We start from the raw sequence: 21,482 nt of genomic DNA, 5'->3' as shown, positions 1-21,482 counted from the left end.
CGCGTGACCAGCACTGTTTTCCACCCCCGTTAGAGCTCGCCGGGCTTCAACTCCTTTTGCCGTTGTTGCGACGTGGAGTAGCGTAACTTTCATGCACGTCAATACCTCCCTGGCCCAAGTGTCGGACCTGTCGCTGCGGACCGCCTTTGCTGTCTACATCGTGGCGTTGGTTCTCGCCTGCATTCACTACATGCGCTCGCAGGCAGTGATTGATCTGCGCCGCGAGCAGAAGGCCGAGGCGAAAGCAGAGGCCAAGGACCGCGAGCTCATCGCGGTGGGCGACGGGGGAGCGGAGGCGCTAGGTGACGTCGATAAGCCAGCTGTGACTTCCGGCGACTTGGAAACCGCGCGCGAACGCTCCCGCAAAATGGCGGGTGCCGCGCAGGGCCTGATCTGGGTCGCGATCGCGTTCCATGTTGTCGCGACCGTGACGCGCGGCCTGGCTGTGAGCCGTTTCCCGTTCGGCAATATGTACGAGTTCGTGCTCACCTTCACGGCTGTCGCGATGGTGGTCGCGGCTGTGATTATTCAGAAGAAGCGCTGGCACACGATGTGGCCGTGGCTGCTCGCGCCCGTGATCGTGCTGATCTTCCTCGACGCGACGGTGCTGTACGCGGAGGCTGCTCCGTTGGTGCCGGCGCTGCGGTCCTTCTGGTACCCGTTCCACGTGTCCACCGTGTCCATCGGTGCGTCGTTGGGCCTGATCTCCGGCATGTTCTCGCTGCTGTACCTGCTGCGTATCTGGCAGCCGCGCGGTAAGGAGAAGGGCTTCTTCGGCGCCGTGGCGAAGCCGCTGCCGAGCGCTAAGAAGCTGGATTCGTATGCGTACAAGACCGCGATCATCACCCTGCCGGTCTTCGGCATCGGCATCATGCTCGGCGCGATCTGGGGCGAGGTCGCCTGGGGCCGCTTCTGGGGCTGGGACCCGAAGGAGACCGTCGCGCTGATCACCTGGATCCTCTACGCCGCCTACCTACACGCGCGTGCTACCGCGGGCTGGAAGAACGCGAAGGCCGCCTGGATCAACGTCGCCGCGTTTGCCACCGGCGTGTTCAATCTCTTCTTCATCAACCTGGTCGGCAGTGGCCTGCATTCCTACGCTGGTCTGAACTAATTCCCAGCGGTTTCAACGCTACTTTTGGGGTACTGGACTATCTCACTGTGTTGTAGTAACAATTATTCACCACCCCACGTTCAGTGAGAAGGAGACTGTAGGTGCCTTCACCTCGCAAGAAGTTCGGCAAGCCCGCCAGCGACATTCCCGTGCTGATCAAGCTCGGTGAGGCCTTGGCGCAGCGCCGCCGTGAGACCGGCCGGTTGCAGCAGGAAGTCGCCACCGCTGCTGGGGTGTCCCGCTCCACCTTGCACACCATCGAGCACGGTGGTGCTGGTGTGCGGTGGGAGAAAGTCGCGGCCGTCGCCGCGGCGCTCGGTCTGTCCATCGAGTGGGTGGAGACCACCCCGGAAAATACCGAGTAGCTAGCTCTCCGGGTTTGTCGGCCCGCTTGCTCCGCCTGGTTCGTCCGGGTGGTTCCCGCGTTCGCGTCGTAGGCGGCGCTCCTCTTCTTCACGTGCTTTGCGCTCGGCTTCTTCCTTCGCGCGACGTTCCTTGAAGCGGTTCTTCTCGATATTCCAGAGGAATTCTTCATCGTCGTCCGGCCCCTTGATTTCAGGGGTCTGCTGCTTGTTGGGGCGGAGCGAACCGTAGCGCTCGTTGCTGCCCGGTCCGAACGCGCGCCACAGCAGCCAGGCTGCGACGATGATGAGCACAAGAAGGAGTAGGCGTCCCATACCTTCACGATACTGGTTCGCTTCCCGCCGCCGGGCCCGGGTACGCTGAACAACCGTGACGGACCCAGCAACACCCGCAGCCAGCAACGACACCGGCGCGCCCGCCTTGGACGCCGACGTGCGCAAGCGCGCGAACCGCGCAGCGTTGATTTACGGTGGGCTGCGTCTCGGGCTTTTCATCGTTCTCACGGTGGTCATTCAATCAATCGCCGTGCTTATCGACGCACCCATCCCCCTCGTCATGTCCGCCCTCCTCGCCCTGATCGTGGCTTTCCCGCTGTCCATGCTGATCTTCTCCAAACAGCGCGTCGCTGCCACTGAGGCCATGGCCACCTGGAACGAGCAGCGCCGCGCCCGCAAACAGTGGGTGACCGACGAGCTTGCGGACCGCTAAAGAATCTTTGCCATCTAGTCCGCGCGCAGTCGCGGGCTAGATTCCTTTGCCGAATAGCAGCGCAATGGCGATCATCGCTGGCAGGGAGGCGAATGTGGTGATGAAGACGGTGTCGCGCGCGACAGTCTCGCCCACGCGGTAATTCGCCGTGTAGTTGTACACGTTCTGTGCCGTCGGCAGCGCCGACAGGATCACCGCGGCGTAGAGCGCCGTTCCGTCGAGCCCAGCGAGCAGGCCCAGCACCCACGCCGCAGCCGGCATGAAGACGAGCTTGAGCGCCGACGCTGTGATCGTCGCCGGGCGGTCGGGCCCTTCGGCGAGCACGCTGCCGCCGCGCAGGCTCGCGCCGAAGCTCATCAGGATCATCGGGATGGACGCGCCGCCGAGAATCTCCAGCGGCTCCATTACCGGCGCGGGCATGGTCCATCCCGCCGCGGAGATGACCAGACCCGCTAGCGGGGCGACCACGACTGGTGCGGTGATGCCGGTCTTGACTGCCTTGAGTACGTTCTTCCCGCGCGCGTTATCCGAATCCGGGTTCACGTCCAGGCCCGCGATGACGACGGGGGAGACGATCACCATCTGCATGAGCAGCACCGGCGCCACGTAGGTCGCGTCGCCGATCACGTAGATCGCGATGGGCAGGCCGATATTCACCGAGTTGAAATAGCTTGCCGACGCCGCCCCCGCCATCCGTGTCGGCACATCCGCCCGGAAGAAGACGGTGGAAATAATCCAGAACACCGCCATCGTCACCGCCGTGGCTAGGAAGACCACCACGACCACCGGGGAGAGGAATGTGGAGGTGTCCGACTTCGCCACCGTGGTGAACAGCAGCGACGGGGACGCGACCCAATAGGCGACCCGGTTGAACATGAGGCGCTGCTCGCCGTCCCCGATGACACCGCGGTGGGCCAAGATATAGCCCGCGCTGATGACTACGAAGATGATGGCGAAGCCGGTGATGACGTCTAACACGAAACAATTCCTCTAGCGAGCCCTGCCCGCAGCTCGGTTTAGCTCTGCAGGTTATGAGGGTAGGTGCATGGTCCAACCGAAATCAGAGTAGGGGATCGTCTGGCCCAGCTGCATGAACGGGGAACCGGCGATGAGCGCGCCGGCCAGGATCACGGACCAGATCAGCATTGCGCGGCCGTTGGCCCCGAGAACCGGGATCAGTTCTTTTCCTTGCGCGCCGCGCTGAACTTTCAGTACCGATCCGATCGCCAGGGGCAGGGCTGCGAGTGCCAGCAGCGTTGGGGCGTAGGCAGCGCCGATGAACACCGTGATCACGAAAGGCGTCAAGGTCAAGACGGTGAAAAGGCGGCGCGCGCGGACGTCGCCAAGCATGACTGCGAGCGTGCGCTTCCCAGCTTCCGTGTCAGTAGGGATATCGCGGATATTGTTCGCGAGGTTGATCGCCGCGGAGATCGCGCCGACGCCGACTGCACAGCCGAGGCCCACCCACGTGATCGTGCCCGATTGCGTGTACTGCGTGCCCAGGACAGCGACGAGGCCGAAGAAGACGAACACGGAGACCTCGCCGAAGCCCCGGTAGCCGTACGGGTTCTTCCCTCCGGTGTAGAACCACGCCGCGAGAATGCACACCGCGCCCACGAGGATGAGCCAGGGAGCGCTCAGTGCCGCGAGAATCAGCCCCGCGAGCGCTGCGACGCCGAAGGAGATGAACGCGGCTAGTTTCACCTGCTCCGGCCGCGCCAAGCCGGAGGCGGTCAGGCGGGTGGGGCCGGTGCGGTCGTCGTCAGTTCCGCGGATGCCGTCGGAATAGTCGTTGGCGTAATTGACGCCGATGATCATGCCCATCGCCACGATCAGCGCGAGCAGTGCCAGCGGCAGGCTGCACCAGAACTCGAATGCGGCGGCGCCCGTGCCAGCGATCACGGGGGCGGCGGCGTTGAACCACGTGTGCGGGCGGGCGGCCTCCCACCAGTCCTTCGCGGTGGCGCCTCCCGGCGTGTCGCTCTTAGTGTTTTCGGTGTCCGTGAGATCCACGCGCGTGCTGCCGTTGTCGCTGGATTCGTCGGGATTCGGGGTCGTGTCGTCACTCGCGGTCATGACACCCATAATGCACGCAAAACATCGAAATGGTGAAGCTCGACTAAAGTAACGCTTCATGTGGATCGACTATGCCGTCCGCCAAGTGCTGCACACCGCTGGAACGCTTGCCCGCCAGCCAGGCCTGCTCTTGGCGACCCGCGCCCGGCGCCTGTCGTTCCCCACCCTCGACGAGCCCGGTGGCCACGACACAGTCATTTCTCTGACCACCCACGGCAAACGTCTGTCCACCTCTGTCTACTGCATCGCGTCCCTGTTGGTGGGCACCCGCCGCTTGCCGGTCATCCTTTGGCTTGACGAGGACGACTACCACGGACCCTGGCCGAATGGCCTTCACCGTCTGCGCGACCGCGGACTGATCATCCGCTGCTCCGACGGCAACTACGGCCCGCACACGAAGTACTACGGCACATTCCAGGAGTTCGCCGGCACAGGCACCCGCGTGATCACTGTCGACGACGACATGATGTACCCGCGCTGGTTCGCGGAGAAACTCGTCAACGCCGCCGATGCTGACCCGAACTGCGTGGTCGCCTATCGAGCTCACACGATCACCCTCGACGAGGGCGGCATGCGCCCGTACAAGGAGTGGCGCGCGACCCGCTCCACAGCAGCGTCCCCGCGCCACTTCGCCACAGGTGTCTCCGGTGTTGCGTACCCGCCGTCAATGGTGGACTATGTCGCGGAACAGGGCACCAGCTTCGAGGACAAAGCCCCTCGTGCCGACGACGTGTGGCTCAACCACTGTGTCCTCCGCTCCGGTCACCTGGTCCGGCAGGTCTACCCGCATCCGCGCGAGTTCTCCGTCATCCCGGCCAGTCAGCGCGAGGCCCTCGTGCACCACAACCACTGGCGCGGCGGCAATGATGTGCAGATCGAGGCGACGTACACGGACGAGGACGTCGATAAGCTCCAGGCCGCCGTTCCGGTGGACTGATACGTGGACTGACCCGCGCTAGGAATCAGTGGGTGTTGACCAACCGGTGAATCTGTTTACATCTGCCGTATCCCTAGGTTCTTATTTGTCCTGGTAGTGAGGTTTCGGGTCCGCTTGGACACCTCGACAAATGTAAACAGATTCACCGGTTGGTATGGACCAATCATTCCGCACCAGTGCTGATAGAGGGTTAGAACAACTCGCGCACCGCGATCCGGTCGACCTTGCCCGGCCCGGTCGTTGGCATCTCCCGGAGGTGGCGCACATCCTTGGGCACTTGCCAGCGGGGAAGGTCGTCGAAGGCTTCCATCAGGTCGCTGACGGCGGCGGACCCGGAGTAGGCGGCGCAGACCTGGTGACCGAAGCGGTCGTCGGGCACGCCCACGACGCACGCGGCGGTGACGCCCTCGAGGCTGAGCATGAACTCCTCGAGGACCTCCGGCTGAAGCTTCAGGCCGCCGGTCTCGATGATGTTGTCGAGCCGGCCGGTAACGCGTAAAACGCCATTGTCCAGTTCACCAGCATCGGACGTGGCGTACCAGCCGGGCTCCGCGAATGCGGGGTGGTCGGGGATATTCCGGTAGCCGCGGGCGACCATCGGTCCGCTGAGGTAGATCCGGCCGCCGGTCACGCGCACTTTCACTCCGGCAAGAGGTGTGCCGTTGTAGACGCAGCCGCCGGCGGTTTCAGACGAGCCGTAGGTGGTGACCACGTTGATGCGCAGTTTCGCTGCCGAGTCGAGCATCTTGGGGTTGATGCGTCCGCCACCGACGAGGACGGCGCTGAAAAGCCGCAAGGCCTCAATGCCCGAGAGGGTGCTCATCGCCTTGTTGAGCTGCATCGGGGTGAGCGCGGTGTACATGCGTTCGCCGGTGGCGGCGAGCTCATCGGCGCGTGCGGCGAATTCACTGACGCGGAATCCGCCGGTCAAGTCCACGAAGGCTGGCTCGACACCCGCGACCATGCTGCGAACGAGGACCTGAAAACCTGCGATGTGGTGTGCGGGCATCGCCAGCAACCACTGGCCCGGCCCACCGAGGAACTGGTGAGTGGCATCGGCGCTGGACACGAGGTTGACCGGCGTGAGCTCCGCGCCCTTCGGTGTGCCAGTAGAACCCGAGGTCGCCAGCACTGCCGCGACGGAATCATCGATTGACTGGCCCGCACGCATCGTCGTGCGCAGGGTGTCCGTGCGGTGGTGGTCGTGCTTCGGCACCGGCAGCACCGCGCATAGTCCCGCGATCGCCGCCTCCAGATCCGGCATGATCGCCAGCGGGTTGGCGAGGTCTACGGGGAGCAGTTCAAGCATGTTCGGCACGCGCGTCATCCTAGCGTGGGTGCGTTTCGGCTCGACGGTCCGACATTTACGCTTGTTTACGATTGGCTTAAACGTAAAAAGGGGAAGCTGAATATCAGTCCGTACACTCCGGGCCAAGTCGCGCGAGAGATCTATGGGCGCGACAAAATACTGGAAGATTTTAAAAGGGATTTAGCGTTCTAGATTGCCGAACCGCACCTGATAGAGCGTATCGAGGTTTGCTCGAGGCCAAGAGGCGTTGGAAAGACCAGCCTGCTGCGTTCAGCACTATGTTCAATTCAGCGCTCCTGGTTTTGCACGATTCATACGTGAAGAAATTGACCCCGGTATGGATTCGGGTTTCTAGTTTCCTGGATCTCAATCTCCTCCCGTGGGAGGAGGAACACACCGTCAATGGCCGGATAGGCTCGAGCGCGTGCATGTGAAATCCGGTGAGCTCGTGGTGACCCTCTTGGGGGCGGTGCTGGCGCTGCTGCACACAGCGTTGCTGTTCACCGGGGATGCGGGGGCCGCGGAGTGGGCGCAGATGCTGTTGTCGTGGGGGTTCGTGGCGGCGTTGTCGCAATGGCAGTCGCGCCCAGCACTGGCGTCGGCGCTGATGGTGGGGCTGAATGTGGCGTGGTCGGTGTTGTGGCTGATCGCACCAGCGAATCTCGGTTACACGTTCTGGGTCGTCCTTGTGCCGCTGGCTGTCTATACCGCGCGGCGCAACGCCGACAGCGGCGTGAAAGCGAAACCAGGGATGAGATTCGCCGCCGTCCTCACAGCAGCGGCGGCCGCGTGGTGTGTCATCTCGCCGTTCATGTGGACGTGGGACGAGCGGCTTGTGCTGTTCTACCGTCGTCCGGTCGACGCGGCGTTGATGCTTGCGCTGCATTGGGCGGTCATTGCGGTGGCGTACCTCGTAGCGGCGAATGGTGCGGCCGACGAAGAGGCCAAGGAGAACAAGGCGCGTATGCGGGAGGAGCGCCTGGCGGCGGCACGCGAGGAGGAGCGGCTCAACACGGCGCGCGACATCCACGATGTCCTGGGGCACTCGCTAACGCTGATCAAGGTGCAGGCCAACGCGGGGCTCGCTGCGGGTACCGAGCGAGAGTCGCTCGAGCTCATCCGGGACACGGCAGGGGACGCGCTTACGGACATCCGCCTGCTGGTCAAGGGGTTACGCGACGAGGGACCGGGACTCGCGCCAGCCGCCACAACGGACGAGCTTCCAACGGTGATCGAGCGTTTCCGCGCCAGTGGGATGGACGTCGCGCTCGATGCGCCGGAGCACCTCAGCATGCCCACTGTCACGGCGCAGGCGGCCAACAGGATTGTCGCGGAAGCGCTCACCAATGCGGTCAAGCACCAGGAGAATCCGGCCGCGCGAGTCACCGTCGAGCAGGGGTCGGAGGGGATCGTCTTGACCGTCGCGTCGACGGGCCGCGCGGCGCCGCAGCCGGGGGCGGGCACGGGCATCGTCGGCATGCGGGAGCGTGCCTGCGCGACGGGCGGATCGCTCAAGATCACGCAGGAGAAGAACACGGTCACCATCACAGCAACGTTGGGAGCATGACATGCGCATTTTGCTTGTCGACGATCAACCCATGCTCCTGTCCGCCCTCTCCACCATCCTGAACACACAGCCGGATATTGAAGTGGTGGCCACCGCCGCGAACGGTGCAGAGGCAATTGAGCAGGCGGAAAATCACGACATCGACGTGGCGGTGTTGGATATCCGGATGCCTGTGCTCGACGGGATTTCGGCGGCACGCCAAATCATGCCGCTGGGCCCGAAGGTGATCATGCTGACCACATTCGACGACGACGCGCTCGTGCAGGAAGCGATCGAGGCCGGAGTCCACGGATTCTTGCTCAAAGACGCTGAACCGGAGGTGCTTGCCGACGCCGTCCGCACTGTCGCCCGGGGTGAGTCTGTCCTGTCTAGTGGTGTGACGGGGAGGGTGCTGGAATGGGTGCGGGGTGGCGTCGATAAGCAAAATGCTCTGAGCGATTTTGAACGGCAAGCGATGTCGCTGCTCACGGGTCGGGAGCTGGAGGTCCTCGCGGAAATCGCGGGTGGGGCGACGAATGCGGAGATCGCGCAACACCTGTTCATCGCGGAATCCACGGTGAAAACGCACGTGAAGAGCTTGCTGGCCAAACTCGGTGCCCGCGATCGTGTCGCGCTGGTTCTCGTGGCGCAGCGGGCGGGTGTCGTGGGGTAAGAAGTTCCTCCCGCGGGGGGATCACACAGCTTGGGGCGCGCAGAAAAATAAAGCGCATGAATTCCTCGCACCTTGCTTGTTCCGACGTGTCTGTGAATTTCAGCGGCCATCAAGCGTTGAAACGTGTGTCGCTGACGACTGTGCCTGGGCGCGTACATGCGCTGCTCGGTCCGAATGGGGCCGGCAAATCGACGTTGATGTCCGTGCTCCTCGGGCTGATTGAGCCCGATGCGGGAGTGGTCAGCCTTATGGGACAGCCCTTCGATCGCTCTCAGCTGCGGTTCGTGGGTGCCTCCATCAATGATCCGGCGTTCTACGGCCACCTCAGCGCACGCGACAATGTGCGGGTCCACACGACATTGCTTGGTCTGCCTGATTCTGAGGCTGACCGGGTGATTGAGCTCGTCGGTCTGGGTGGCGCAGGCAAGAAGAAAGCGGCGAATTTCTCCACCGGCATGAAAGGGCGCTTGGCGCTCGCGCAGGCACTGCTGGGGGAGCCGCCGGTGCTGGTCCTCGACGAACCGCAAAACGGCCTCGACCCGGAAGGCATTGCGCACTTGCGTGAATATCTGAAGGACTATGCCCGCGCCGGGCGCACGGTTCTGGTGAGCTCCCACCAGCTCGGCGAAGTGCTGCACCTGGCTGACGACGCCACGGTCATCGCCGACGGCTCCGTTCGATTTGCCGGCGAGTTGCGCGAACTAGGCCCGAATCTGGAGGAGTCCTTCTTCCAGCTCACCCGCGGCACCGCCGCGGCAGGGGAGGTGCGCTAAAAACGATGCGCGAATTACGAGCTGAATGGATCCGCGCAAAAGGGTCTGTCCTGTGGTGGCTTGCTGGCGGTGGGCTGCTGCTGGGCGTCATTCTGTCGGGAATGTCGCTGGTGGGCAGTATTGACGACGCCACCGACATGCTCAACTGGCACGCGCTGTTGGTCACGGGCATGCTCGCGCCGATCGCTGTTCTCTACGCGGGGCTGACAGAGCAGCGTGAAAAGCAGACGCGCTCCGGCGGGACCGTGTGGCGGCCGGTCTCGGATCAGGCGACGCGGGCGGCGCGCCTGATCGTCGTGTGGGTGGCGCTCGGGTTGTTCTTCCTCCTCGATTTCGGTGCGACGTGGGCGCTCGCCGCACTGTTCGGTCTGGAGCACGCTCCGCGCGTCCTGCTAATCGGTCTTTTCGCATGGGTCGGATCGCTCGGCGCGGCCGGTCTCGCAGCCGGGATCAGCCGCCGTTATGGCCTGCTCGCCGCACTCGGCTTCGCTGTCGTCTGGCAGTTCGGCCTCGGCTTCCTCGCGGAGCGCGACTGGTGGTGGCTCAACCCCGGTGCCTGGCCGATGCGCCTGGTCGTGCCGGCGATGGGCCTCCACGTCAACGCCACACCGCTGGAACCGGATTCGCCCTTGCTGCACGAGTCGCCGTGGCCGGCCTTCGCCCTGTGCGTGCTGCTCGCCGCAGTGGGCATATTCTTCGCCGTCGTAGTGCCGCCGCGCACGACTCCGCTTCGCCTGCCCCGTCGCACCGTCCATGCGGTGACCGCGCCGGTGGTGGACAACCCCGCAATGCCCGCGGTGAACCGCCCGGCCACTGTGCCGCGTCTGGCCGCGCTGCGCGGGATTCACCGCGCCGCTCTGAACCCGGCTGTTATCGCGTGCGTGATCCTTTCGGTTTTGGTCATGCTCTTCGCCCTACGCTACGACCCGTCCGTGCGCACTGGCCTGTTCACCTACGCGATTCTGCCTGTCGGCGCGGGTCTTCTGCCAGTACTCGTCTGGCCACAGCTTCGGCCGGCATGGCCACTCATGCAGATTGAGCACCCCCGCGTCCGCGCAGCACTGCTCGGCTGGCTGCTCATTGTGGTCACGCTTGTTGCGCTCGTCGCCACAGCCACCAGTGGGGCAACGCTTATCGACGCCGCCCGCCGCCTCCTCCTCGCCGTCCTCATCGGCGGCGCGATGGCATTCTTCTCGCTGGCTGTCACTGTCCGCTGGGGTGTGGGCTGGGCGCTCGCGTGGACGCTGTTCGCGACTATCTTCTCCGTCACCATCGGCGGCGATGTCCTCGCTCAGAGCGCACTCTGGATCATCGCGCCGACCGCCTGGCCGGAGACTGCCACGACTGCGACGCGGTTCGTCGTCGCTGCGGTTATCGGCGTGCTGCTATACGCCGGCAGCGCAGTTCTGGCCCACCGGCGGCTGCGTGGGCCGCAGGGGCGGGGCTAGCGGCGTTATCGTGGTGCCCATGAGATTTTTCTCACCGGCACTCGCAATCGCACTCGCTGTCACGTATGTCTTGCGTATCTCCGGGATCGCTCCTGACAACATGGCGTCACTTTTGATTGGGCTCTTTGCCCTAGCGCTGATCATTTCGACGACGGTGCAAGCGGTGAAGCAAGGACCATCAGACGTGGAGTAGATGGTCGGGGACCGCGGCTGCTTTCATCGTGGTGGCCGGACGTGTCAGCGACGGTAAATTCCTCGCTTTAGGGGCGCCGGCGTAGTTCGAGTCCGACAAGTCGGAAACTTGCTCGAAGTGGATCTGGTGACTACTTATAAATAAGGAAAATACGGCGTAGCAGACCTTGTCCCGCAGATCAAGGGCGTGGCGGCACGTTCGTAGCCTTGTTGAAATTGAGCATCTTTGTAAGAGAAAGAACTGCGAGCAACCGCTCAAACCAGAAATATGTCTGCCGAGAAGAACCCGGGCCTTCCGAAGCGCGCGCGTGCAGGGCGAAAGCTCGTCAAACCCACGATTGTGGATGTCGCCAAAGCAGCCGGCGTTTCCAAATCGACAGTCTCCCGAGTGATCCAGGAGGATCCCCGGGTAGCGGATCAAACGCGGGAAGCCGTCCAGAAAGCGATTTCTGAGCTCGGATATGTCCCGGCTTTCTCAGCGCAGATGATGCGTGCGGAACCTGCGCCGACAATCGGCCTATTCTTGAGCTCCGTCGAAATCCCCGTGTTCGCACAGCTCAACCGGTATCTGCACGAGGAGCTGTTCGCACGGGGCTACCACGTCATCCAGCACACCATCGTCAACGCTTCGCACGACAACCGCGAGGCTGTGATGGAGAACCTGGCGCGGATGCCGATCCAAGGGATGATCGTCTCAGTGGGCGGGGTCGAGCCTGATCAATTGCAACGATTCGCGGCTCGTCTGCCGTTGGTCGTTGTCGGCCGCCCGGAGCCTACCGGTGAGATCCATGCGATCGGTTTCGACGAAGAGCAGCATGCACGCATGCTGATCGACCATCTCGTGGCATTAGGGCACGAACGCATCATGATGCAGGCCGCGCCTCAGGACCGCTCGATGGGAACGTGGACGCGTTTTCAGGCCCAGAAGAAGTACGCGCAGTCGTTGGGCCTGGACGTCTGCAGCGAGAATGCGTTCGGCATGCATGGTGCGGAGCTCCGAGCCTGGCTGGAAAAGACCGTTGACCGAGGTTTCACCGCAATTACTTCGTTGTACGACCGAAAAGCCTTGGAGGTGATCCGGGCAGCGAACGAGCTGGGGATTGATATCCCGGGGGAAGTTTCAGTGACCGGATCGGATGGAGTTCTGGACGGACTCGACCTGATCGGGTTGACGACAATCAAGAAACCGGTCGAGCTTGTGGGACGGAGGGCCGCAGAACGAATCGTGGGTCTCGTGGAATCTCCCGAGTCCTCCTTCACACCACTGCACGAGAATCATGCAGGGGAGCTCATTGTCAGGAGCACGACGGCTCAACCGCGGTAAACCATCGCCCAAATGAAAAGTCGCCTCCGTAATTCGGAGGCGACCTTTGGCGGTGTGGTTTAGAGGAACATTAGGGGCGGGAAAGCCAACATGTCGTCGAAAATATTGAATGCCGGTCGTTCCAGTTCCAAAGTGTCGAGTTCTGTTGCCCAGCAAGTGTAGAGCTCGGCGAGCTCTTGGTTGACATCACTCGTCAGCTCCGGATCGGTCAAACGGTAACCGAGACTGCAGTGGAACTTGTAGCTGTCGAGATTCTGATCCTTGGCTTCGAGGATTTCACGGAGCGCTTCGCGGAAGCGCTTCAAAGCCTCAGCCATTTCCTCGTCTGCCGGCTCTAGTCCGACAGTGAGAGAGACTCCGAGATCGTAAACACCTGTCGGGCGCATACGCAGGTCTGGAAGCTCAGGAATCTGGTCGACGTTTTCGCGTAAACGGCAGTACATCAGTGCTGCCGCGTCGTTCATGCTCGGAGCGGATTTGAGCCATTCGGGCCAACGATCTTCTTCCCCCTCGAATTCGCGGCTTTTAAGACCGGGGTAGACGGTCATGTGAAAGCTAGCAGGGGGCAGCAGGGCGAAGTGATGGTCGAGGCCGCGCTCGCGGACATCCACCTGGACGCGCTCGCACACTTTGTAGCTCTCGCTATTGGGAACCACGTGAGCGACGAAGGTGGAGCCACGATGCCTCTTCGCAACACCGTTAGGTGTGAACTTTTCGAATGTTCGCTGATCTGGGGCGAGGGGGAGTGCAGACATACAGGAGTGACTTCCGATCGAAATTACTTGCCGGCGCGCTCGTTGTACGAGGAGATCTCGTTGTTCGCGCCCTGCTGAGCCTCGGTGAGAGCCGTCTTGGCGTCGCTACCATTCGCAATGGACGACATTGCGGACTCGTAGGACTTCCGGGCGGCGTTGAGCGCACCGGTCTTGCAGCCAGCAGTGACCTTATTCTCCGGGGTACTCGTCAGCTGCTCAATGAGAGCTTCCTGCTGAGGCTCCAGGCCTTCCAAGGTGTCGCCGGCACCGGTAGTTGTTGGTAGGTAGCCGGTTTCGTCGAAGATCTTCTTCTGGACATCGTCCGAGCCCGCGTACTTCATGAACTCAGCAACGGCTTCCTGGGTCTCCTCGGAGTGGCCTTCCTTGATCGACCACAGCGAGTTGCCGCCCGGGACGGCGCCAGCCTCATCGGTGTCGCGCGGGAGGGAGCGGATCGACCACTTGAAGTTCGGGTTACCACTCTGAATGTTGCCGTAGTTGCCGGAAGAGTTCAGCTGGATGGTGGCCTCGTTGGACAGGAAAGCACCTGTCGCTGCGGAACCATCCTTACCGGGGTTGTGGATTGCGCCCTTCGCGTACAGCTCGCCGATGCGCTCCCACAGTGCGACGTTGTCCTCGGATTCAAGATTGAATTCGGTGGCTTTCTCGCTGACACCGTTCTCCGGGGAGCACAGATAGTTACCCATCGAGGACTGGAACTCCTCCATGTACCAGCCGGAGTGGTGGAAAGTCAGGCCAGCGTGGCCCGTCTTCTCGTGGATCTTCTCGGCGGCGTTTAGGAGGCCCTCAACCGTCTTCAGATCATCAGGGTTGACACCTGCCTGCTCCAGCTCGTCGTCGTTTGTGTAGATCGCCGGCTGGGAGACCATGAACGGCATCGAGTAGACCTTGTCTTCGAACTGGTAGTAGTTCTTCACCGCGTCGACCAGATTGTCGTAGTCGTAGTCGTCAGTGATCTCCTGGGCTGGGGTAATAACACCAGAATCACGCAGGTATGCGGTTTGAACATCGGAGGCCTGCAGCATCGCGGGCAGTTCGCCGGTCTGCACAGACGCAATGAACTTCGAAATAGAGTCTTCATAGGAGCCCTGGTACGAAGCATTGACCTCAATCTCGCCTTCGTGCTCGGCGTTGAAGTCACTTACGATCTCTTCAAGAGTGGTTGCGGCAGCACCCGAGGCGGAGTGCCAGAAATCGACGACGATTTCTCCGTCGGCATTCTTGGTGGTTTCTCCGCCGCCTGCTCCGCCGCACGCGACGAGCGTGGTGGAGGTCAACAGGGTGGCAGCGGTGAGTGCGACAAACTTTTTCATTACTTAACAGCTCCTTCGGTAAGCCCGCGGGTCAGGTACTTCTGGCCAAAGATCACGAGCAGGACAGTGGGGATGACGGCGATGATGAGACCGGCAAGGACGAGGCCGGTGTCCACAGCGGTTTCGTCTGCGAGCGCCTTGATACCGGGTTGGATGGTTCGGACAGATGCCGATTGGGTGATCAGCAACGGCCACATGTAGCCGTTCCATGCGGCGATTGCCCCGGTGACAATCGCGGTCATGCACACCGACCGGTTGAGAGGCAGAAGGAAGGACCAGAGAAATTTGAATGGTCCGACGCCTTCCAGGACGGTTGCCTCCCGGATTTCCTTCGGGAAATCGCGGAATGCTTGATAGAAGAGGAACAGGGTGAAACTGGATGCCAGGTAGGGCAAGAAGATACCGACAACAGTGTCGTAGAAACCCATCTGGCGCACCGTCAGGTAGTTACCGATGACGGCGACCTCAGACGGAATCATCATCGGGAGCAGGAAGAAGATGAGCCACTTCGATGCTCCTGGGAGACGTCCGAAAACCAGCGCGTAGGCGGCGAGGACGGATGTGATGAACTGCCCGGCAGTCTGGCAGACGGTCACGATGACGGAGTTGATCAGCTGTTGTCCGATTGAGGACTGGCTCCAGGCACGCGGATAGTTATCAAAGGTCGTGTCCCCGAAGAACAGGGTCTGGAGACCGGCCTGGATATCGCCCGAGGCACGGAATGAGCCGATCAGTGCGTAGAGAACAGGAAACGCGATGCTCAGGCAGACCAGCAGCAACCAGATCCAGATCACGGCTGTCGCAAAGGGGGAGCGCAGATTGTTATTCATTGCTACACCTACTTCTTTCCTCGGCTAGTCAGCCGGAATTGGATCAGGGTGAGCACAAGGATGATGAGGAACAGGACCATGCCGCGGGCAGAAGCTGCGGCGAAGTCAGCGGTACCTCCGCCGAACGCCAAGTCGTAGATATCCAGCACCATCGTGCGTGTTGAGTTTCCGGGCCCACCGCCGGTGAGCACCTGGAAGATCGTGAACTCTTTCATCGCCGCCATAGCCTGCGTCACGGAGAGGACCAGGAGCATCGGTGCAATCGACGGAAGAATGATGTATCGGATGTACCTGAAACCGGTAGCACCGTCGAGGTTAGCGGCTTCGATCATCTCGCCGGAGATGCCGTCGATCGCAACCATCATGAGCAGCGCGACGAAAGAGATACCGATCCACACGTCCGTGATAAGGATGGAGATCATGGCGACCTTCGGGCTCGTGAGCCAACCGACCTGGTCGAATCCCATGAGGCCGGCGACCTGGTCGAAAAAGCCGACGATGGGAGCGAACATCTGGCGGAAGACAAGAGTTCCCACAGCAGTCGAGACCGCCATCGGGATGAGAACCACTGGACGCATCCAGAACGTTCCCTTCAACCGGTAGGACAGCGGGAGAGCGATCGCGAGTCCCAATGCCAGCTTCAGGATGACCGACAGCACCGTGAACAGCAGTGTTCGGGCGAACGTGGAGAGGAACGTCGGGTCGGCGAACATGGTCGCGTAGTTGTCGAAGCCCGCGAAGCCAGCCGGACGGCCGAACAAGTCAGTCGACGTGAACGACAAGTAAATAGCCCGGAAGAACGGGAAGAAGTCGAAGACGCAGAAGAACAGCAGAGCCGGCAAAATACAGAACCAGGCCCAGGTTTCCGGTTTCTCTCGGGGGATGCGCTGTTTTTTCGGCTTCTCGAGATCTGCGTCTGGGGACGGGAGGCTGTCCGCATTTCCCTTCAACGACGTAGTCATCAGTTCAGCCTCTCCTTCGTCTCTCCATCGAAGAGGTGGATGAACTCGCTGTCGAAGTCGATACCGAACACGTCGCCCCGGACGATCTTGGCGGTGTTCGGCACACGAATGAGGATGTCGCCAAGATCATTCAGGCCGTCAATGGAGACGTGAACGTACTTATCAGATCCGAAATTCTCCACATACTCAGCGCGAGATTTTGCTGCACTCTCTTCAGCGGACACAACACGGAAATTCTCTGGACGCATGCCCACGAGCACCTTCTCGGTTGAAGGCTGAACCTTGAGCGGCGGAAGCGGAAGTCTAATGTGGCCAATAGCGATCTGGTCGCCCTCGATCGTTCCCGTCGCCGTGTTCATCGAGGGCGTGCCAATGAATGTGGCGACAAAGGCATTGGCGGGCTGCATGTACAGCTCTTCAGGGGTGCCGACTTGCTGCATGTTGCCGCCTTCCAGGACGGCGATTCGGTCCGCCATGGTCATGGCCTCTGTCTGATCGTGCGTCACGTAGAACATCGTGGTGTTCAGACGGCGTTGGAGCTGACTGATCTCTGCGCGGGTGGACACACGCAGCTTCGCGTCGAGGTTGGACAGCGGCTCATCGAGTAAGAACACCTGCGGGTCGCGGACGATTGCACGGCCCATCGCAACGCGCTGGCGCTGACCGCCAGAGAGTGCTTTGGGGTACCGCTCGAGGTACTGGTCGAGATCGAGCAGACGCGATGCCTCAGCTACGCGACGAGCTTGTTCATCCTTCTTGATGTTCTGCATCTTCAGCGCGAACGCCATGTTCTCCGCGACAGTCATGTGCGGGTACAGGGCGTAGGACTGAAACACCATTGCCACGTCACGCTTAGACGGGGCCAAGGTCGACGCAGGAACGTCACCGATATAGATTTCACCTCCTGTCAGTTTCTCGAGACCCGCAACCATGCGCAGCGTGGTGGACTTGCCCGATCCAGAAGGGCCGACAACGGCGACGAATTCGCCGTCACGAATCTGCAAGTCCATGTTGTTGATGGTTGGGCGGGGGTTTCCTGGATATTGGAGTGTCGCCTTGTCAAAGGTGATTGCTGCCATGTCACTTCCCCTAGGGATTGTTCTTTGGGAGGACGTCGAGGTCGTGGAGCAGTTCACGAGCCTGTTCGGAAGACGACCAAAGGTGGCCGTTCCAACCTGCTTCGTTAGCACCGACGATGTTGATCTCTCGGTCATCAAAGAAGTGGAAGATGGGTGACTCCACGCCAGAGAACTGGTCTTGCACGTGTGCATAGATGGTGGCGTCGGGTTTCTTGATCCCGTGATCCGAAGAGAACAAGAGATGGGAAAAGTACGACGCCCAGTCACTGTGGCGCACCTGCTCGGCCATCTGGCGTGGAGCGTTGCTCAAGATTCCCAGTGGCACACCGGAGGCCACCAGATCCTTGATCAACTGAAGGGGTTCCCGCGCAATCTTTGAATTGAGGCTCGCGTCTTTTCCCGCCGCGAGCTCGATGACCGCTTTATTTGCTTCAACCCCCGCCGCATTTAAAACGGGGGACCAGAAGAGAGAATCGGACTGCCCAAGGTCATAGTCGTCACGGAGGTCCCAGTAGGTCTTCTTGAACGCATCTCGGTCGAACTCGCCGACATGCGAAACAAGAAAATCCTGGAGTTGTTCCATTCGGTTACCTTCCGGCACCAGAACTCCTCCGATGTCGAAAATGACGATCGCGGTCATGCCTTCCCTTCCTATGGCAAATGTGTGGGAACGTTCTCATTCAACCGCAGCGAAGTTTCCGTGAAGTGAGATCCAGTTGAATAACGCTTAAACATATGGGAACGATTTCATGCGGTTCAGGCCGCATATTTCGCTTGTATGATTGCTCCGTGCGCGCGGCGCCTTGAGCTGCTTAACAGACCTCGCGCAAGCCAGCGAGCCACACGTTAGGGACACATTTGTCCCGAGCAATGCAGCGACCGGAATTCCAGTTCGCGCGCACGATCGTCAGGTGATTGAAGAACCAGTAGAAGGAAGCGAGATTCATGCTTGTAGGAGCTGCTCTTGGCGTCGGGGCCTTCGTTCCCATCCAAACTGCGGTGAATGACCGCCTGCGTGCCAGCATCGGTGCGCCGATCCCCACAGCATTTGTTTCGGTGTTCTCCGCCTTTCTATTCGCGGTGATCATCGCTCTCGTCGTTTCTGGCGGTTCATTTGATCTCGCTCGCGCGGCGGGGGAGCCGTGGTGGGTGTGGATCGGCGGAATCATGGGCGTGATCTTCATTACCGGGAATGTGATCATCTTCCCGAAGCTCGGTGTGGTGGAGACGATCGTCATTCCCATTCTCGGCCAGGTCATCATGGCTTTGGCCATTGATCATTTCGCTCTCTTCGCGGCCGTTGAAAACAAAATTAGTTTCTGGCGCTTAGTCGGTGCCGCAGTCGTCATTGCCGGCATCGTCATGGTTCATGTCGTCCGAGCGCCCGGTGAGCTTTTGTCCCCTGCCGCGGAAGGTGACGCGGGAGAGGCTTCGGTGTGGATCTGGCGCGCGGTCGGCGTGATGATGGGAATGTGCTCGGCGATCCAAACTGCGGTCAACGGCTATCTCGGCACGGTTTTGGATAGTTCCGTCCAGGCTGGTTCGGTGAACTTGGCGGTCGGTTCAGTTCTTCTGTTGACACTGAGCTTGGCGTTGCCTCAATCGCGCAGGGCTGTTCTCTCCGGTGTGAAACCTGGTCCGTGGTGGATGTGGATTGGCGGCACTTTCGGCACCATTCTGGTCGTTGGCGCAGCCATGCTTGCGCCGGTCCTCGGTACAGGCACGACTGTGATCGGCATGCTGGCTGGCACGATCGTCTGCGGCCAGATCATTGAGGCTGGCGGGCTCTTGGGTGCGCCGCGCCAGCGCCTCCAACTGGCACGCGTGATCGGATTGATCCTCGTGTTCGTGGGTGTGGCGATGGTGCGGGTGCTTTAGTTTCGCCGCCGCTCCGGGTGGCCTTCCCAGACGCTGTCTAGTAATAGAACGGGAATTCGTCCCAGTTCGGCGGGCGCTTCTCCAGGAAGGAGTCGCGGCCTTCCACGGCTTCGTCGGTCATGTACGCCAGGCGGGTGGCTTCGCCGGCGAAGACTTGTTGGCCCATGAGGCCGTCGTCAAGCAAATTGAATGCGAACTTGAGCATGCGCTGAGCGGTGGGGGACTTGCCGTTGATCTCGCGGGCGACCTGGATTGCTTCGCTTTCGAGCTCGGCGTGGTCGGCGACGATATTCACGGCGCCCATGCGGTGCATGTCCTCGGCGGAGTAGGTGCGGCCGAGGAAGAAGATCTCGCGGGCGAATTTCTGGCCGACCTGTTTGGCCAGGTAGGCGGAGCCGTAGCCGCCGTCGAAGGAGCCGACGTCGGCGTCAGTCTGCTTGAAGCGGGCTTCCTCGCGGGAGGCGATGGTCATGTCGCACACGACATGGAGGGAGTGCCCGCCGCCGGCGGCCCAACCGTTAACGACAGCGATGACGACCTTCGGCATGGTGCGGATGAGTCGCTGGACTTCGAGGATGTGCAGTCGGCCGCCCTCGGCTTTGACGCGGGCCTCGTCGACGTGGTCGGCAGTGGCGGCCGCGACATCGCCGTCGTGGTTGGTCGCGTACTGGTACCCGGAGCGGCCGCGGATGCGCTGGTCGCCCCCGGAGCAGAACGCCCAGCCGCCGTCTTTGGGCGACGGGCCGTTGCCGGTGAGCAGCACGACGCCCACCGACGGGTCGCGGCGTGCGTGGTCGAGCGCGCGGTAGAGCTCGTCGACGGTGTGCGGGCGGAACGCGTTGCGCACCTCCGGGCGGTCGAACGCGATGCGGACAATCCCGTTCGCGCGACCCTCACCCGCGTGGCGGTGGTAGGTGATGTCGGTGAAATCGAAGCCCTCGACGGTTTTCCACTGGGAGGCGTCGAAGGGCTGGGCGGTGGAGTAGGACATGGCTGCGATATTACGTTTCAGCTCGGCAACGAGGGTGGTTCGCTGGGGGTGATACCGTGAGTGCATCACTGTTGTTCCTTGGAAAAAGGAGGACGGTAATGGAACAAGATGGAACCGGCGACGGAGCCTACCGGCCGCTCGTTTTTGTTCGCTATTGCTTGCCGGAAAGCTTCTTCGATCCGTTGCCAGAGGAAGAATTAGAAGGCTGGGAGTAGAGGTGGCGAGCTTAAGGGCAGACGACATTCTCGACCGCGCCCACGTTGTCGCCCTGCCGATGGCGGTGCCGTTCCGCGGGATCACCACCCGGGAGGCATTGCTTATCGACGGCCCCGCGGGCTGGGGCGAGTTCGCCCCGTTTACCGAGTACGGCGACGCGGAGGCGGCGACATGGCTCGCCGCCGGGCTCGAGGCGGCGTTCGAGGGCTACGGGGATCTCGATGTCGGTGACGGCTGGGTGGAAGTCAACGGCACCGTGCCGGCGGTTGACGCGGAGAAGGTGCCGGAGGTGCTCGAGCGCTACCCGTCGGCGCGCACATTCAAGATCAAGGTCGCGGAAAAAGGGCAGACGCTTATCGACGACACAGCGCGCGTCAACGCCGTCCGCGCCGCGCGGCCGGATGCGGTGCTGCGCGTCGACGCTAACGGCGGCTGGAGTATCGATGAGGCAGTCCGCGCGGCAGAAGCGCTGGGGGAGTTGGAGTACATCGAGCAGCCGTGCGCCACGGTGGAAGAACTCTCGGAGGTGCGCCGGCGCGTGCGCACACCGATCGCGGCAGATGAGTCGATCCGCAAGGTGGCGGACCCGTACCGGGTTGCTGAACTCGACGCCGCTGACGTCGCGGTGACCAAGGTGGCTCCGCTCGGCGGAGTGCGCAGGCTGGTGACCATCAGCGAGGAGCTCGGATTGAAGCTGACGGTGGCCTCGGCGTTGGACACTGCGGTGGGAATTCACGCCGGGCTGGTCGCAGCGAAGGTGACCGGCTCGCAGGCGGCGGGGCTGGCCACACAACGGCTGTTCGTCGAGGACGTTGCCGAGCCCTTCGACTTCGCCGATGGGCGTATGCGCATCGGTAGCGCTACCCCCGATCCGGACCGGCTCGCTGAATTGGCCGCGCCGGCGGAGCGCAAAGACTGGTGGTTCGAGCGTGTGAGGCGCTGCCTGCCGTATTTGGGGGATTGAAACGGGCATT

The 21,482-nt window shown here is 61.9% G+C and carries 23 protein-coding genes; 12 read left to right on the top strand and 11 right to left on the bottom strand.

The genetic code is table 11. The features are described 5' to 3' along the window. Positions 1 to 91: 91 nt before the first annotated feature. Both ccsB and M3G19_RS03060 read left to right on the top strand, forming a co-directional pair. Positions 92 to 1,114: a c-type cytochrome biogenesis protein CcsB gene (ccsB, locus tag M3G19_RS03065; protein ID WP_259900381.1), complete on the top strand. Its 1,023-nt coding sequence runs from the start codon at positions 92 to 94 to the stop codon at positions 1,112 to 1,114. Between the two features lie 101 nt (positions 1,115 to 1,215). Continuing rightward, positions 1,216 to 1,479 (top strand): helix-turn-helix domain-containing protein, encoded by a 264-nt coding sequence (locus tag M3G19_RS03060; RefSeq protein ID WP_259900380.1) that lies wholly within the window; start codon positions 1,216 to 1,218, stop codon positions 1,477 to 1,479. Here M3G19_RS03060 and M3G19_RS03055 read toward each other — a convergent pair whose 3' ends face one another. Beyond that, positions 1,480 to 1,791 carry a hypothetical protein gene (locus M3G19_RS03055; protein WP_259900379.1) on the bottom strand — a complete coding sequence of 104 codons (312 nt, stop codon included), beginning with the start codon at positions 1,789 to 1,791 and terminating at the stop codon, positions 1,480 to 1,482. It abuts the gene before it with no gap. 55 nt (positions 1,792 to 1,846) lie between these two features. Between M3G19_RS03055 and M3G19_RS03050 the strand changes: the two genes are divergently transcribed. Beyond that, on the top strand, positions 1,847 to 2,185 hold the full coding sequence (locus M3G19_RS03050; RefSeq protein WP_259900378.1) for a DUF4229 domain-containing protein: 339 nt from the start codon (positions 1,847 to 1,849) through the stop codon (positions 2,183 to 2,185). A 36-nt stretch (positions 2,186 to 2,221) separates the two neighbouring features. Here M3G19_RS03050 and M3G19_RS03045 read toward each other — a convergent pair whose 3' ends face one another. Together M3G19_RS03045 and M3G19_RS03040 are read right to left on the bottom strand one after the other, a co-directional pair. After that, the gene (locus M3G19_RS03045) at positions 2,222 to 3,163 is read right to left on the bottom strand and encodes an AEC family transporter (protein WP_259900377.1); all 942 of its coding nucleotides are present in this window, start codon (positions 3,161 to 3,163) and stop codon (positions 2,222 to 2,224) included. A 51-nt stretch (positions 3,164 to 3,214) separates the two neighbouring features. Then, complete coding sequence (locus tag M3G19_RS03040; protein WP_259900376.1) at positions 3,215 to 4,261, bottom strand: 1,4-dihydroxy-2-naphthoate polyprenyltransferase; 1,047 nt, start codon at positions 4,259 to 4,261, stop codon at positions 3,215 to 3,217. Between the two features lie 58 nt (positions 4,262 to 4,319). On the opposite strand from M3G19_RS03040, the gene M3G19_RS03035 reads away from it, so the two are divergent. After that, complete coding sequence (locus M3G19_RS03035) at positions 4,320 to 5,198, top strand: glycosyltransferase (protein ID WP_259900375.1); 879 nt, start codon at positions 4,320 to 4,322, stop codon at positions 5,196 to 5,198. A 190-nt stretch (positions 5,199 to 5,388) separates the two neighbouring features. Here M3G19_RS03035 and menE read toward each other — a convergent pair whose 3' ends face one another. Then, positions 5,389 to 6,525, bottom strand: coding sequence for an o-succinylbenzoate--CoA ligase (gene menE, locus M3G19_RS03030; RefSeq protein ID WP_259900374.1), 1,137 nt, complete (start codon positions 6,523 to 6,525; stop codon positions 5,389 to 5,391). A 361-nt stretch (positions 6,526 to 6,886) separates the two neighbouring features. Between menE and M3G19_RS03025 the strand changes: the two genes are divergently transcribed. The 6 genes from M3G19_RS03025 (at position 6,887) to M3G19_RS03000 (ending at position 12,463) form a co-directional block, all read left to right on the top strand. Beyond that, on the top strand, positions 6,887 to 8,074 hold the full coding sequence (locus M3G19_RS03025; protein WP_259900373.1) for a sensor histidine kinase: 1,188 nt from the start codon (positions 6,887 to 6,889) through the stop codon (positions 8,072 to 8,074). A gap of 1 nt (position 8,075) precedes the next feature. Further along, positions 8,076 to 8,726, top strand: a complete 651-nt coding sequence (locus M3G19_RS03020) for a response regulator transcription factor (protein WP_259900372.1) — start codon at positions 8,076 to 8,078, stop codon at positions 8,724 to 8,726. Between the two features lie 56 nt (positions 8,727 to 8,782). Next, the gene (locus tag M3G19_RS03015) at positions 8,783 to 9,499 is read left to right on the top strand and encodes an ATP-binding cassette domain-containing protein (RefSeq protein ID WP_259900371.1); all 717 of its coding nucleotides are present in this window, start codon (positions 8,783 to 8,785) and stop codon (positions 9,497 to 9,499) included. Between the two features lie 5 nt (positions 9,500 to 9,504). Continuing rightward, on the top strand, positions 9,505 to 10,947 hold the full coding sequence (locus M3G19_RS03010) for a hypothetical protein (RefSeq protein ID WP_259900370.1): 1,443 nt from the start codon (positions 9,505 to 9,507) through the stop codon (positions 10,945 to 10,947). A 19-nt stretch (positions 10,948 to 10,966) separates the two neighbouring features. Then, positions 10,967 to 11,140, top strand: a complete 174-nt coding sequence (locus M3G19_RS03005) for a hypothetical protein (RefSeq protein ID WP_259900369.1) — start codon at positions 10,967 to 10,969, stop codon at positions 11,138 to 11,140. Positions 11,141 to 11,407: 267 nt separating this feature from the next. Continuing rightward, a complete protein-coding gene (locus tag M3G19_RS03000; RefSeq protein WP_259900368.1) occupies positions 11,408 to 12,463 on the top strand; it encodes a LacI family DNA-binding transcriptional regulator in 1,056 nt (351 codons plus the stop codon). Positions 12,464 to 12,522: 59 nt separating this feature from the next. Here M3G19_RS03000 and M3G19_RS02995 read toward each other — a convergent pair whose 3' ends face one another. Genes M3G19_RS02995 through M3G19_RS02970 form a run of 6 tightly spaced genes read right to left on the bottom strand, consistent with a single transcriptional unit; the run spans position 12,523 to position 18,063 of the window. Further along, positions 12,523 to 13,218, bottom strand: coding sequence for a DUF1868 domain-containing protein (locus M3G19_RS02995; protein ID WP_259900367.1), 696 nt, complete (start codon positions 13,216 to 13,218; stop codon positions 12,523 to 12,525). A 23-nt stretch (positions 13,219 to 13,241) separates the two neighbouring features. Beyond that, a complete protein-coding gene (locus M3G19_RS02990; RefSeq protein WP_259900366.1) occupies positions 13,242 to 14,552 on the bottom strand; it encodes an extracellular solute-binding protein in 1,311 nt (436 codons plus the stop codon). Then, positions 14,552 to 15,382, bottom strand: a complete 831-nt coding sequence (locus tag M3G19_RS02985; RefSeq protein ID WP_259900365.1) for a carbohydrate ABC transporter permease — start codon at positions 15,380 to 15,382, stop codon at positions 14,552 to 14,554. Before M3G19_RS02985 ends, M3G19_RS02990 begins: the two co-directional genes overlap by 1 nt. A gap of 8 nt (positions 15,383 to 15,390) precedes the next feature. Continuing rightward, positions 15,391 to 16,344: a carbohydrate ABC transporter permease gene (locus M3G19_RS02980; RefSeq protein ID WP_259900364.1), complete on the bottom strand. Its 954-nt coding sequence runs from the start codon at positions 16,342 to 16,344 to the stop codon at positions 15,391 to 15,393. Beyond that, complete coding sequence (locus M3G19_RS02975; protein ID WP_259900363.1) at positions 16,344 to 17,423, bottom strand: ABC transporter ATP-binding protein; 1,080 nt, start codon at positions 17,421 to 17,423, stop codon at positions 16,344 to 16,346. Before M3G19_RS02975 ends, M3G19_RS02980 begins: the two co-directional genes overlap by 1 nt. Positions 17,424 to 17,433: 10 nt before the next feature. Next, a complete protein-coding gene (locus tag M3G19_RS02970) occupies positions 17,434 to 18,063 on the bottom strand; it encodes an HAD-IA family hydrolase (RefSeq protein ID WP_259900362.1) in 630 nt (209 codons plus the stop codon). Between the two features lie 305 nt (positions 18,064 to 18,368). Between M3G19_RS02970 and M3G19_RS02965 the strand changes: the two genes are divergently transcribed. Then, entirely contained in the window at positions 18,369 to 19,301 is a 933-nt protein-coding gene (locus M3G19_RS02965; RefSeq protein ID WP_259900361.1) for a DMT family transporter, read from the top strand. Positions 19,302 to 19,338: 37 nt separating this feature from the next. On the opposite strand, the gene M3G19_RS02960 is transcribed toward M3G19_RS02965, so the two are convergent. Then, positions 19,339 to 20,292, bottom strand: a complete 954-nt coding sequence (locus M3G19_RS02960) for a 1,4-dihydroxy-2-naphthoyl-CoA synthase (RefSeq protein ID WP_259900360.1) — start codon at positions 20,290 to 20,292, stop codon at positions 19,339 to 19,341. Between the two features lie 217 nt (positions 20,293 to 20,509). Here M3G19_RS02960 and M3G19_RS02955 point away from each other — a divergent pair, with 217 nt between their 5' ends. Further along, on the top strand, positions 20,510 to 21,472 hold the full coding sequence (locus tag M3G19_RS02955) for an o-succinylbenzoate synthase (protein ID WP_259900359.1): 963 nt from the start codon (positions 20,510 to 20,512) through the stop codon (positions 21,470 to 21,472). The last annotated feature ends 10 nt before the right edge of the window (positions 21,473 to 21,482 follow it).

Source organism: Corynebacterium sp. p3-SID1194 (assembly GCF_025144155.1).
In the GTDB taxonomy this organism is placed as follows: domain Bacteria; phylum Actinomycetota; class Actinomycetes; order Mycobacteriales; family Mycobacteriaceae; genus Corynebacterium.
The sequence above is the reverse complement of the archived record's forward strand: the minus strand, read 5'-3'. Positions and strand labels throughout refer to the sequence as shown.